The 11,901-nt window shown below is 58.4% G+C and carries 12 protein-coding genes; 3 read left to right on the top strand and 9 right to left on the bottom strand.

Features of this window, described 5'->3' with window-relative positions; genetic code table 11:
* Positions 1-2 precede the first annotated feature (2 nt).
* The 8 genes from rdgB to FDP08_RS15930 all read right to left on the bottom strand — a co-directional run bounded on the left by rdgB (position 3) and on the right by FDP08_RS15930 (position 7,406).
* Positions 3-614: an RdgB/HAM1 family non-canonical purine NTP pyrophosphatase gene (gene rdgB, locus FDP08_RS15895; protein ID WP_137437095.1), complete on the bottom strand. Its 612-nt coding sequence runs from the start codon at positions 612-614 to the stop codon at positions 3-5.
* Positions 614-1,069 (bottom strand): DUF4426 domain-containing protein, encoded by a 456-nt coding sequence (locus FDP08_RS15900; RefSeq protein ID WP_137437096.1) that lies wholly within the window; start codon positions 1,067-1,069, stop codon positions 614-616. The genes rdgB and FDP08_RS15900 overlap by 1 nt, the downstream gene beginning before the upstream one ends.
* On the bottom strand, positions 1,066-1,668 hold the full coding sequence (gene metW / locus FDP08_RS15905) for a methionine biosynthesis protein MetW (RefSeq protein WP_137437097.1): 603 nt from the start codon (positions 1,666-1,668) through the stop codon (positions 1,066-1,068). Before metW ends, FDP08_RS15900 begins: the two co-directional genes overlap by 4 nt.
* Entirely contained in the window at positions 1,665-2,813 is a 1,149-nt protein-coding gene (metX, locus tag FDP08_RS15910; protein WP_137437098.1) for a homoserine O-succinyltransferase MetX, read from the bottom strand. Before metX ends, metW begins: the two co-directional genes overlap by 4 nt.
* Before the next feature lie 169 nt (positions 2,814-2,982).
* Positions 2,983-4,947, bottom strand: a complete 1,965-nt coding sequence (locus FDP08_RS15915) for a dynamin family protein (protein ID WP_137437099.1) — start codon at positions 4,945-4,947, stop codon at positions 2,983-2,985.
* A gap of 244 nt (positions 4,948-5,191) precedes the next feature.
* Complete coding sequence (locus FDP08_RS15920) at positions 5,192-5,773, bottom strand: YggT family protein (protein ID WP_137437100.1); 582 nt, start codon at positions 5,771-5,773, stop codon at positions 5,192-5,194.
* 23 nt (positions 5,774-5,796) lie between these two features.
* Positions 5,797-6,630 carry a pyrroline-5-carboxylate reductase gene (gene proC, locus FDP08_RS15925; protein ID WP_137437101.1) on the bottom strand — a complete coding sequence of 278 codons (834 nt, stop codon included), beginning with the start codon at positions 6,628-6,630 and terminating at the stop codon, positions 5,797-5,799.
* A gap of 83 nt (positions 6,631-6,713) precedes the next feature.
* Positions 6,714-7,406 (bottom strand): YggS family pyridoxal phosphate-dependent enzyme, encoded by a 693-nt coding sequence (locus FDP08_RS15930; RefSeq protein ID WP_137437102.1) that lies wholly within the window; start codon positions 7,404-7,406, stop codon positions 6,714-6,716.
* 147 nt (positions 7,407-7,553) lie between these two features.
* On the opposite strand from FDP08_RS15930, the gene FDP08_RS15935 reads away from it, so the two are divergent.
* The 3 genes from FDP08_RS15935 to FDP08_RS15945 all read left to right on the top strand — a co-directional run bounded on the left by FDP08_RS15935 (position 7,554) and on the right by FDP08_RS15945 (position 11,404).
* Entirely contained in the window at positions 7,554-8,588 is a 1,035-nt protein-coding gene (locus tag FDP08_RS15935; protein WP_137437103.1) for a type IV pilus twitching motility protein PilT, read from the top strand.
* Positions 8,589-8,753: 165 nt separating this feature from the next.
* Positions 8,754-9,875, top strand: a complete 1,122-nt coding sequence (locus FDP08_RS15940) for a PilT/PilU family type 4a pilus ATPase (protein WP_137437104.1) — start codon at positions 8,754-8,756, stop codon at positions 9,873-9,875.
* A 122-nt stretch (positions 9,876-9,997) separates the two neighbouring features.
* Positions 9,998-11,404: an OmpP1/FadL family transporter gene (locus FDP08_RS15945; protein WP_137437105.1), complete on the top strand. Its 1,407-nt coding sequence runs from the start codon at positions 9,998-10,000 to the stop codon at positions 11,402-11,404.
* A gap of 30 nt (positions 11,405-11,434) precedes the next feature.
* Here the strand turns inward: FDP08_RS15945 and FDP08_RS15950 are convergent, their stop codons facing one another.
* A complete protein-coding gene (locus FDP08_RS15950; protein ID WP_137437106.1) occupies positions 11,435-11,779 on the bottom strand; it encodes a hypothetical protein in 345 nt (114 codons plus the stop codon).
* Positions 11,780-11,901 lie beyond the last annotated feature (122 nt).

The following is an 11,901-nucleotide window of genomic DNA, read 5'->3' on the forward strand; positions in this document are numbered from 1 at the left end:
GGTCACTCTGCCCCGGCGCCCAGCTGTTCCAGGAGCTGGGCCAGTGCCCGTCCACGATGACTTATCCGGCCTTTGACCTCACGGGACAGTTCCGCGGCACTGGTTCCTGTTTCCGGTACCAGAAATACCGGGTCATAACCAAAACCGCCTCCCCCTCTGGGTTGGTCCAGTATCTTCCCTGGCCAGCGGCCATGGCAGATGACCGGCGTTGGATCATCGGCATGACGCAGGTAGACCAGTACGCAGTGGAACTGGGCGGTTCGTCGCTCTTCAGGGATTCCTTCCAGGGCCGACAACAGTGCACGAACGTTATCGTCGTCACTGGCAGACTCGCCCGCATAGCGCGCCGAGCGAACACCCGGCTGGCCACCGAGTGCGTCAACCGCAAGCCCGGAATCGTCCGCCAGGGCGGGTAAGCCGGTGACACGGGCCGCATGCCTTGCTTTGAGGATGGCATTTTCCACAAAGGTGTCTGCCGGCTCTTCCGCCTCGCCGACCCCCAGCGCCCCCTGGGCGACAGGCGTCAGTCCCAGGGGTTTGAGCAGCTCAGCCAGTTCGGCAATCTTGCCTTTGTTATTGCTGGCAATAACCAGTCGGTCCGTGGTTTCAGTCATCAGTCATTGAACAGCGTATGGGCGAAACGAATGGGAAGATCCTCTGTACTGCCAGTGGGCCTTGCGGTTATGTGGAAGGTCATCAGCTCAGCGTTGCTGTATTGGTATTCCGCGATGAAGTAGACGGCATTACCTTCCTGTATGCGGCGAAACCCCAGAAATTTCACCTGCTGCACGTCATTCAGCACCTTGCCTTCCACTTGCCCTGACACCGGCTCAAGACCGCCATTTTCGGTTTCCCGCATTATGGAAATGTTAACGATTCCAATGCTTTTGCTGCGGTTCAGGTTGTTCTCACGGGCGACCTCGGGTGCCAGGAAGGTGCTGGGGAAAACGCTCCAGTGCACCTGGAATTCTCCGAAATCCTTTGAGCCGGCGTGGCTCTGGGTAGAGAACAGAAGCAGGCATGCCAGTGACAGTATGGCAAACCAGTGGGCGTGAATTATTCTGGTCATGAATCCTCCCGAGTTATCCGGTATATGGCAATCTGTCCCAACATGTTGGGCCACAGGCGGCTGAGCCAGCGATCCTGATGCTCACCATCCACCACCGTACGGGTCAGGATGCGGAAGCCTTTGCGGTAACACAAGGCCTCGAAGTCCTTGAAGGTGCACAAATGGATGTTGGGGGTGTTATACCATTTATACGGCAGAGTTTCGGATTCGGGCATACGGCCCCGACGCATCAGGTACCAGCGCAGTCTCCAGTAGGCGAAGTTGGGGAAGGTTACAATGCCCTCGCGACCGACCCGCATCATCTCATCAAGCACCATGTCCGGGCGGCGAACGGCCTGCAGCGCCTGGGTCATGAGCACGGTGTCGAAGGTGTGATCCTCGAAGTTTCCAAGCCCCTGGGTATCCAGATTCTGTTCGATGACCGATACACCACGGCCCATGCAGGTGGTGATGTGGTCCTGATTGATTTCCAGCCCGAAGCCGGTGGCCCGTTTCTCCCGCTGCAGGTAGTCCAGCAGGGTGCCGTCGCCGCAACCCAGGTCAAGCACGTGGCTTCCCGGTTTGATCCATTGCTCGATGATTTTCAGGTCTGGTCTCATGCCCCTGCCTCCCTCGCTACACGGTCCATGTACGCCTCGAAGATGGCGGTGTATCTGGGGGTGGGTATCAGGAAGGCATCATGGCCCCAGGGTGCGTCTATTTCCGCGTAACTGACCTTGCAGCGGGCAGAGATCATGGCGTTCACCAGTTCTTCCGACCTTGCCGGGGTAAATCGCCAGTCAGTGCTGAACGACAGTACCAGGAATTCGCAGCAGGCGCCGCGCAGGGCTTTTGCCAGATCGTTGTCGTGTTCGTAGGCGGGGTCGAAATAGTCCAGTGCCTTGGTCATCAGCAGATAGGTGTTGGCGTCGAAAGACTCCGAGAACCGCTCGCCCTGGTAGCGCAGGTAGCTTTCCACCTGAAATTCGGCGTCGTAGCCGAACTTGTAGGCCTGGTCCCGCAACTCACGGCCGAACTTCTCCCCCATGGATGCGTCGGACAGGTAGGTAATGTGGCCCACCATCCGTGCCAGCATCAGCCCCCGCCGGGGCAGGGTGTTGTACTCGTAGTAGCGACCGTCGTGAAATTCCCGGTCTGAAGTGATGGCCTGCCTCGCCACCTCGTTGAAGGCAATGTTCTGGGCGCTGAGGCGCGGGGTAGACGCAATGACTACGGCGTGCCGCAGCCGGTCAGGATAATCCAGGCTCCACTGCAGGGCCTGCATGCCGCCCAGGGACCCACCAACCACCGCGGCCCAGCACTCGATACCCAGCCGGTCGGCCAGCAGGGCCTGGCTGTGCACCCAGTCGCGAACGGTGATAACGGGAAAATCGGGCCCATAGGGTTGACCGGTCTGTGGATTGGTGCTGCCGGGCCCGGTACTGCCATGGCAGCCGCCCAGGTTGTTCAGGCTGACAACGAAAAAACGGTTGGTGTCGATGGGCTTGCCGGGGCCTATGCAACTGTCCCACCAGCCGGGCTTGCGGTCTTCCTTGCTATGGTAGCCGGCCGCGTGGTGATGGCCGCTGAGGGCATGACAGATAAGCACCGCGTTACTGGCATCGGCGTTGAGTTCGCCATAGGTCTCGATCACCAGGTCGTAACTTTCCAGTGTCCGGTTGCACGCCAGGGTAATCGGCGTATCGAAGTGCAGTGTCTGAGGGGTAACTATCCCTACAGAATCCGTTGGCAAGGGATCGTGCATTGGCGCGACAGGTTCCTGATTCGGTCCGGTTTATCTGCAACAAGATTGAGGCAATGGCCGCGCAGGAGAGCCCGGGAAGACGGTGGGCTCGATGGAATGGCCGGCTGATTGCCAGCCAAGCAGTTTAAAGGCCGGCCCGCGCGGCTGCAACCGCCGTTTCCGGCGCTGTTCAGACAGCGCCGGAAATGTTGACCACCTTCTGCTGGATCATCGTTGGTGCCGGTTTGCGGATCTGCCGTTGCATGGCGTCGGCCAGTTCCAGCTGCCGTTTCAGGTCGGTAATGGTGTTCTGCAGTCGTTCCCGTTCGGCGCGGCTGTCGCGATCACTGCGCACCATGTCCCGCAACCGTCGGATCTGGTGTTCCAGCAACTGTTTCTGCTCCATGGAATACTGCATGATGGGCAAGAGTGCTTCCGCGGGCCAGCGCTCTACATCCGCTCTTACACGTTGGTGAAGGGTGCGGGCTTCCTCAACGATGACATTGAAAAAACGGCGCACCAGCAGAGACTGTTCCGTCAGCAGGTTTTTCGGGCTGATTCGGAACCGTTTGGCCTTCTTGCGTAACTCCCGTACTGCAATCACGTGGCGCCCCGCCCGCAGGGGGATCGGCTCCAGGTGGCGGGCCCGGGTGTCTTCGTTGTAGCGGCGATAGATGGCGCCCACCATCTTTTCCGCCAGGTGGCCTTCGCTGAGGAGATTGGTCAGGTCGCTTTCCAGCAATTCGAAAAAATGGTCCATGCTGTGGTTCATGCCAGCGGTGGTCCAGCTTTTCGACATCTTCTGGCGGACTTTGTCAGCGTGAGCCTCGAATCGGTCCGCACTGACCAGGCCCTTGAGCATGTCGCCCTGGGAGTCCATCAACCGCCGGCTTGACCGCAGCGTGATCAGCTTCTTGTAATAGAAATCGTAATCCCGCTGGGCGCGGTCGGCCAGGCGGCGTAACGCGTCCTTGTCCATGGTGACACCGGAGCAGGCTTCCAGTTCTTCCTCAAGTGCGTCGAGCCGGGTCTGCATGGCAGCCTGGCTGTTCTGCAGCATGCCCAGCAGATCGTTGATCAGGCTCTGGGTGATCAGCTGTTCCTTGTGCATCAGGATGCGCTGGATAATCAGCTGCTCCAGCTGGCCAAGATTCGAACGCTCTAGCAGTTCTTCGTTGCCTTTCACCCGTGCCAGCAGACCCTGCTTGGCAGAAAGCGGAATGACGTCCTGTTGGCGCATGCCAAGGTGGTCTGCCGTGTACCCCCGCACCCGCTCAATGGCTTCATGGGTATGCTTCTCACCCTGGAGGTCGTCCCAGAGCACATCAATTTTGTTCAGCACCGCAAAGCGTCCGGCACGGTGATCTGCATGCTCGGTATCGATGTGCTCCTTCCAGATGGTCATGTCACTGGCGGTAACGCCGGTGTCGGCACTGAGCAGGAAGATGATGGCGTGGGCACGGGGCAGCATGCTGATGGTCAGTTCCGGCTCGGAGCCCAGTGCGTTGAGGCCCGGCGTGTCCAGGATTCTCAACCCCCGCTCGAACAACGGATGGCGGATGCTGATCTGGGCATTGCGCCAGGCCGGAACCAGTACGTTCCCGGGCCGGTTGCGGTCATGCTCCAGCATGTCTTCATCAAAACCGAGGCCACGAGCCTCCTGGGGGCTGACACTCTTGACCCGCGCCACTTCTGCCAGTACTTCCCGCATGATTTCCGGGTCGCGCTCGTCCAGGTCATGTTTGACCCAGCGTTCCGGCTGTTTGCGCAGTTGCTGCAGGGAAAGTTCGCCGGTGCGGGTTTCGATGGGAAGCAGAAGCAGATAATTGCTGTTGGAGGTACGATCGAAAAACAGCTCGGTCGGGCACATGGTGGTGCGGCCGGCCTGGGAGGGCAGCATGCGCTGACCGTATTCCGAGAAGAAGAGGGCGTTGATCAGTTCGGTTTTACCGCGGGAATACTCTCCCACAAAGGCAATTGTGAGCTCGTCTTCGATCAGTAATTCCAGCCCGTGGCGGATGCGGTTGCTGACATCATCCGAAAACAGATTGTTGTCCTGAAGCCACAAACGATAACGGCCGATCTGTCTGATCAGCTCTTTTTTCCAGCCGTGGTAGGCCTCAACCTGCTGCGACAGGGTACCTTGCTTGTTCATCGGACCATCCTTCTGCTCGACTTCCGGGCGACTGCGTTGGCTATTGGTTGGATAAAGCTGCGTCGAAAATATAGTTAATGTTACCGCACCTGCCGGGCAATTCTGCGAGGCCGGTCACGGGTATGTACAGCAGAACGACGGATTATGCATAAAAAATGCAGCTGATTCAGTGAGATGGATCAGCTGCACGGGAAGGTTGCTTTATTGTCCGTATGTGTAACGGATTGTGTTTTTGGGAGGCAGTCTACATTCCGACAATGGATCCCATGCCGGCGGCAATCTTCATGTGATCGATCACGACTGAAATCACATTGAGGATCAGGAAGACGATAATGGGTGACAGATCCAGCCCACCAAGAGAGGGCATCACGCTACGCACGGGCCGCATTACTGGCTCGGTGATCTGTGCCACCAGCTGGATGGCAGGGTGGTTGCTTTGCGGGGCGATCCAGCTCACTACCACAACGGCGATGACGGACCAGAAGTAGATTTTCACGATCAGGTCCAGCACATTGAGTATCGACCAGCTCAGCAGGGTCAGCGGGTTGATGGCCGGGATGCTGCCGTTGAGGGCAAACAGGATCAGGAAAAAGGTGATGGCCTGGATGATGACGGCCAGTACCAGGGCGGCACCGTCGATACCACCCCATCCGGGGATGAATCGGCGCAGGGGCCGCAGCAACGGATTGGTGGCCTTCACCGCGAACTGGGTGATCGGGTTGTAGAAATCGGCCCTTGCCAGCTGCAGCAGGAAACGCAGCAGCACAATCGTCAGGTAAAATGTTGAGGCAATGAGCAGAATGGTGATCAGAATGTCAGCCAGCATGAAGCCGTGTCTCCCGTTATCGGTTACTGTTTCTTGGCAAGTTCTTTGGCCATTTCCCCGGAGCGCTTATAGGCTGCGGAATAGGCTTTTTTCACCAGGTCCCTGAGGCCGCCCTCTTCAAAGGTATGGATGGCCTGTTCCGTGGTGCCGCCGGGGGACATGACATTGCGCTTGAGCTGGCCGGGGTCGAGTTCGCTACGTCCGGCCATTTCGGCAGCACCGGCCATGGTCTGGATGGCCAGGGCGCGGGCGGTTTCGCTGGCGATGCCCGCGTCGGTTGCGGCTTCTTCAAGGGCTTCCAGCATCAGGAAGAAATAGGCGGGGCCACTTCCCGATAGTGCGGTCACTGCATGGAGGAGCGACTCCTCGTCGACCCATAGCGCGGAGCCTATGCTGCTGAAGACCGACTCCACCATGCCTTTTTGCTTGTCCTTTACCTGGTCATTGGCGTAGAGGCCGGCAGCCCCCTTGCCCACCAGCGAGGGTGTATTCGGCATCACCCGCACCAGCGGCAGACCGCCGCCGAGCCATTCGTCCAGAGTGGAAGCTTCCAGCCCGGCCGCGATGGAGACCATCAGCGGGCGGGTATTCTGGACCACCGGGGCGATATCTGAACAGACATCTGCCATGACCTGTGGCTTGACCGCAAGAACCACCATGTCCGCCTGCTGGGCGCAGTAGCGGTTGTCGGTAGTCACGCTGACGCCAAACTGCTTGCGGATGGACTGAAGGTGATTGTCATCGGGGGCGCTGACCCAGATATTGGCGGCCTGGAAGCCGCTGTCCAGCATGCCACCTATAATGGCACTGGCCATGTTGCCGGCGCCGATAAACGAAATCGTTGGTGATGTGCTCAAGGTTCACTCCGCCTTTGGATCAGTAGTGGTCAATTGTCGATCTGCTGGTGATGATAACAGGAACTGGGCCTGGCAGCCTCCGCTTACCGGGGGCCGAACAGGGCGGTTCCAACCCTCACCCAGGTAGAGCCCTCTTCAATGGCCATTTCCAGGTCGTCTGACATGCCCATGGAAAGGGTGTCCAGAGGGCCGGAGCCCGGTGCTTCCTGCCGGAGTTTTTTCAGTGCGTTGGCCAGTTTGCGGAAGCTGGATCGCAACGCGGCTTCGGGCTGGTCCGGGTCAGGAATCGCCATCAGGCCCCGGAGCGAGAGATTGGGCATCTCCTCAATGGCGTCTGCCAACTCCGTGAGATCCTCCAGCGAACAGCCGGATTTGGACGCTTCGTTATTGATGTTCACCTGCAGGCAGACATTCAGCGGCGGCAGGGCGCTGTCGCGCTGCTCATCCAGCCGGTGGGCAATCTTGAGCCGGTCGACGCTGTGAACCCAGTCAAAGGCTTCCGCAATCTGGCGGGTCTTGTTGGACTGGATCGGGCCTATGAAATGCCACTCGATCGCGTCCAGATCAGCCAGGGCCTCCATCTTGTCCAGAGCTTCCTGGACATAGCTTTCACCAAAGGCACGTTGGCCAGCGTCGAAGGCGGTTCGAAGGTCCTCCGCAGGCCGTTTTTTGCTCACAGCCAGCAGGCGCACCGAGTTCGCCTTGCGTCCGGACTTCAATGTTGCTTTTTGTATGCGTCGGGTTACGGTCCCGATGTTGTCTGCTATGCTGCTCATTGTGCGAATCCGCCGACTCCGGTCAGTCACTGATACGGTGACACGTTACCCGCAGGTCACTGAAATGCCAAGTGAAGCTGTTCGGGTCCTGCTGACTGAAGCCAGCGCATACCGGGATAAAAGCAAAAAAGCCTTCCGAGGACCCCTATGGATATTACTGAACTGCTTGCCTTTTCGGCCAAACAGGGCGCATCAGATTTGCACCTGTCGGCCGGCCTTCCTCCGATGATCCGTGTTGATGGCGATGTTCGTCGTATCAACCTTCCGCCCATGGAGCATAAAGAAGTCCACGGGCTGATCTACGACATCATGAACGACAAGCAGCGCAAGGACTACGAAGAATTTCTGGAAACCGACTTTTCCTTTGAGGTTCCGGGGGTTGCCCGCTTCCGTGTCAACGCGTTCAACCAGAACCGGGGGGCCGGCGCTGTTTTCCGGACCATCCCGTCAAAAGTGCTGACCATGGAAGACCTGGGCATGGGCCAGGTGTTCAAAGACATCTCATCAGTGCCCCGTGGTCTGGTACTTGTTACCGGTCCTACGGGTTCCGGTAAGTCCACCACGCTGGCGGCGATGATCGACTACATCAACGACAGCCGCTATGAGCACATCCTCACCATTGAGGATCCCATCGAATTTGTGCACGAATCCAAGAAATGCCTGCTCAACCAGCGGGAAGTGCATCGTGACACCCTGGGCTTCAACGAAGCCCTGCGCTCGGCACTGCGGGAAGACCCCGACATCATTCTGGTGGGCGAGCTGCGGGACCTGGAAACCATTCGTCTGGCACTGACGGCGGCGGAAACCGGCCACCTGGTATTCGGCACCCTGCACACCACCTCGGCGGCAAAAACCATTGACCGCGTGGTAGACGTATTCCCGGCGGAAGAGAAGTCCATGGTCCGTTCCATGCTGTCGGAGTCGTTGCAGGCGGTTATCTCCCAGACCCTGATGAAGAAGATGGGTGGCGGCCGGATTGCCGCCCACGAGATCATGATTGGTACCTCGGCGATCCGTAACCTGATCCGCGAGGACAAGATTGCGCAGATGTACTCGGCAATCCAGACCGGTGGCTCCCTGGGCATGACGACCCTGGACCAGTGCCTGGAAAAACTGTTGAAGAAAGGTCTCATTTCCCGCGAAGCGGCACGAATGAAGGCGAAAATGCCGGATAATTTCTAGAAGCTTCGGAGGAGGCGCGAGGCGGGCAGGCCTTCCGGGACACGCTGTAAATACGTCCCTGTACGCTTGACAAAAACATCCCTGTTTTTGACAGTCCCGGAAGGCCTGCCCGCCTCGCTCCCGCAAACTCCGGGTGCACCAAGAACATGAACAGTAGGTGACAACATGGAATTCGAAAAACTGCTTCGTTTGATGGTGGAAAAGGGCGGCTCTGACCTTTTTATAACAGCTGGCGTACCCCCTTCCATGAAGGTCAACGGCAAGGTGCTTCCAGTCACCAAGAACGCCCTGACGCCGGAGCAGACCCGTGAGTTTGTTTACGGTTCGATGAGCGACAAGCAGCGGGCCGAGTTCGAGGAAAGTCACGAATGTAACTTTGCCATCAGTGCCCGGGGTATCGGCCGTTTCCGTGTCAGCGCCTTCTTCCAGCGTAACCTCTGCGGCATGGTGCTGCGGCGGATTGAGGTGAAGATCCCGCAGATTGATGACCTCGCGCTGCCTGAGGTGATCAAGGAACTGGCCATGACCAAGCGTGGCCTGATCATGTTCGTGGGCGCCACCGGTACTGGTAAGTCCACTTCGCTGGCAGCCATGCTGGGGCACCGTAACCGCAACAGCCGGGGCCATATCATTTCGATTGAGGACCCGATTGAATTCGTTCACCAGCATCAGGGCTGTATCGTCACCCAGCGCGAAGTGGGCATCGATACGGAAAGCTTTGAAGTGGCGCTCAAAAACACCCTACGCCAGGCGCCGGACGTTATTCTGATTGGTGAGGTGCGAACCCGTCAGACCATGGAATACTCGGTACAGTTTGCTGAAACCGGGCACCTGTGCCTGGCCACCCTGCACGCCAACAACGCCAATCAGGCGCTGGACCGGATTATCCAGTTTTTCCCGCCGGAGCAGCACAACCAGATCTGGATGGACCTGTCCCTGAACCTCAAGGCCATTGTCGCCCAGCAGTTGATTCCGACACCGGACGGACAGGGCCGCAAAGCCGTCATCGAGGTGTTGATCAACACGCCCCTGGTTGCTGACATGATCCGTAAGGGCGAGGTGCACAAGCTCAAGGAACTGATGTCCAAGTCCAACGAAACCGGCATGCGCACCTTCGATCAGGCGCTTTACACGCTTTATGCCGAGGGTTCCATTACTTACGAAGACGCGCTGGCCCATGCCGACTCCGCGAACGACCTGCGCCTGATGATCAAGCTTGGTACGGATTCCCAAGGCGCAGACAAGCTGGCCTCGAGTGTCGACAAGCTGTCGATTCAGGACGATTGATCGATATGTCGCCAAATTAGACTTTAGTATGAAACGATTAGGCCCCTGAACCAGTAGGGATGGTAATTGAGGCCGTCAGTTCACCCTGCGTATACTCCGTGGTAACGCTACACGGAGGACTTATGCGTAACAAAAAAGCCAACCTTTACTCTGCTATCCGTTTTGCCACACTCGCCGCCGCTGCCGCTCCGGCCAGCGTACTGGCTGGCGGCTTTTCGCTGAATGAGCAAAGCGCCAGTGCCATGGGCGTTGCCAACGCCGGAACGGCCGCCAACCCGGAGAATGCCACCACGGTGTTCTTTAACCCGGCCGGTATGAGCCAGCTGTCTGGCACCAATATGTCATTTGGTGCTGCGGTGCTGGATATCGACGCGGAACTCAAAGAAGGCACCGGCAGTGCTGTTCGTGACGATGGCCGCCCTGTTACCGGCGGAAACGGTGGTGACATCGCCGATCCGGCTGCCCTCCCGAACTTTTATATGACCCACGAAGTCAACAGCTGGCTGGACGTGGGGTTTGGGCTGCACGCACCCTACGGTCTCGCCGCTGACTATGAGGATGATTTCAAGGGCCGCTTTTTCGCTGACGAGACCGAGCTGACCGCCATCGCATTCAGCCCCTCCATTGCCGTCAATGATGGTAATGGTTTGTCCCTGGGAGCGGGCATCAACATTATTTATGCCGAGGGCAAACTGACCAAGTTTCAGGATTACAGCGGTACGGAAGCCCGTTTCGGGCTGCCACCGGGAACCCTGGATGATGGGTATGCGGATGTTGAGGGCGACGACGTTGCGCTCACCTTTGCCTTCGGAATGCTATGGGAGCTTTCCGAGCGAACCCAGTTTGGCATCTCTGCACAGACCGGAGCCGAGCTGGATCTCGATGGTGAGGCGGAAATCCGCGATTTCCCGCAGGGCAGTCTGGGGGCTGGTGGTCTCACCTTCAGTCAGTCCACAGTGACTGAAAAGGCGACGGTTCCCCTGGAAATTCCGGAAAGTATCACCTTCGGCGCTCGCCACCGTATCACCGACACAGTGACACTCCTGGCCGGCGCAACCTGGGCGAAGTGGAGCCGCTTTGAGGCTCTGGATATCGTCAGCCGTGAAGATAACGGCCCGGTGTCTTCCCGGACAGGGCCGGGGCTGGGCGATGATCGACTGATTGCCCACGTGTCTGAGAACTGGAAAGATACCTGGCAGGCGAATGTCGGTGCTATCTGGCAAGCCACTCCGGAGTGGGCGTTCAAGGCCGGCTATGCCTGGGATGAGTCGCCGGTGAACGATGATTTCCGCACCGCGCGAATTCCTTCCGGTGACCGTGACTGGCTGACGCTGGGCGCGCAGTATGCAGACGCCCGTTCTGGCTGGACGGTTGACGTTGCAGCCGGTGTGTTGCTGTTTGACGACCAGGACGTCGATGAGCGGAATTACGACGTTAATGACGAGCCGATGCCCGGAGCAGCACGCTATCAGGGCACCTATGAACTCGACGCCTGGAGTGCCGGCGTCCAGGTCAGCAAATCGTTCTGATCACGGCTTCAAGTGGCTGACCGACACCGGTCAGCCGACCACCTGGCCTCGATAGATCCTCTTGGATCGCTGTGGCCGAGGCGCTTCTTCTTCCGCGATGGCCTGTCCACGGTAGGTTTTCTTGCTTCCTTCCTCATCGTCTGCCGGTTCGGCACTTCTGAGTTGTGGAACCTTCTCAGTCAGTGTGGCCCAAGTGCGGGTCAGTTGGCTGGAGCGGGTTTTACGGGCGTAGTCAGCCAGCTGCTGTTCCAGGTGCTCTTCCGTGAGATGCAGTTTGACCCCGAATTCAGTGTGAATCAGGCGCCGGCATTGGTGTACGAGCTTCAGCAGGCCAGGGTCCAGTAGCCAGCTTCTTTGAGATGCCAGAAATGTCATGGTAACGGCCTCGGGAAAGATGTGTCACAACCTGGCTCCTGCCTGATCAGGCAGAAGCCGACAATCTCAATACCTTGCGAATTCCATGCCGTCTGATGAAAAGGCGTGGTTACGCGATTCAG

The sequence above is a fragment of the Marinobacter panjinensis genome, assembly GCF_005298175.1.
GTDB classification, from domain to species: domain Bacteria; phylum Pseudomonadota; class Gammaproteobacteria; order Pseudomonadales; family Oleiphilaceae; genus Marinobacter; species Marinobacter panjinensis.

What these genes read in the sequence shown, in the direction of transcription:
- FDP08_RS15930 (WP_137437102.1), bottom strand. Translation starts at nt 7,406, where the DNA reads ATGAGCAGCATAGCAGACAACATCGGGACCGTAACCCGACGCATACAA.
- FDP08_RS15945 (WP_137437105.1), top strand. Translation starts at nt 9,998, where the DNA reads ATGCGTAACAAAAAAGCCAACCTTTACTCTGCTATCCGTTTTGCCACA.
- rdgB (WP_137437095.1), bottom strand. Translation starts at nt 614, where the DNA reads ATGACTGAAACCACGGACCGACTGGTTATTGCCAGCAATAACAAAGGC.
- FDP08_RS15900 (WP_137437096.1), bottom strand. Translation starts at nt 1,069, where the DNA reads ATGACCAGAATAATTCACGCCCACTGGTTTGCCATACTGTCACTGGCA.
- metW (WP_137437097.1), bottom strand. Translation starts at nt 1,668, where the DNA reads ATGAGACCAGACCTGAAAATCATCGAGCAATGGATCAAACCGGGAAGC.
- FDP08_RS15935 (WP_137437103.1), top strand. Translation starts at nt 7,554, where the DNA reads ATGGATATTACTGAACTGCTTGCCTTTTCGGCCAAACAGGGCGCATCA.
- FDP08_RS15940 (WP_137437104.1), top strand. Translation starts at nt 8,754, where the DNA reads ATGGAATTCGAAAAACTGCTTCGTTTGATGGTGGAAAAGGGCGGCTCT.
- FDP08_RS15915 (WP_137437099.1), bottom strand. Translation starts at nt 4,947, where the DNA reads ATGAACAAGCAAGGTACCCTGTCGCAGCAGGTTGAGGCCTACCACGGC.
- metX (WP_137437098.1), bottom strand. Translation starts at nt 2,813, where the DNA reads ATGCACGATCCCTTGCCAACGGATTCTGTAGGGATAGTTACCCCTCAG.
- FDP08_RS15920 (WP_137437100.1), bottom strand. Translation starts at nt 5,773, where the DNA reads ATGCTGGCTGACATTCTGATCACCATTCTGCTCATTGCCTCAACATTT.
- FDP08_RS15950 (WP_137437106.1), bottom strand. Translation starts at nt 11,779, where the DNA reads ATGACATTTCTGGCATCTCAAAGAAGCTGGCTACTGGACCCTGGCCTG.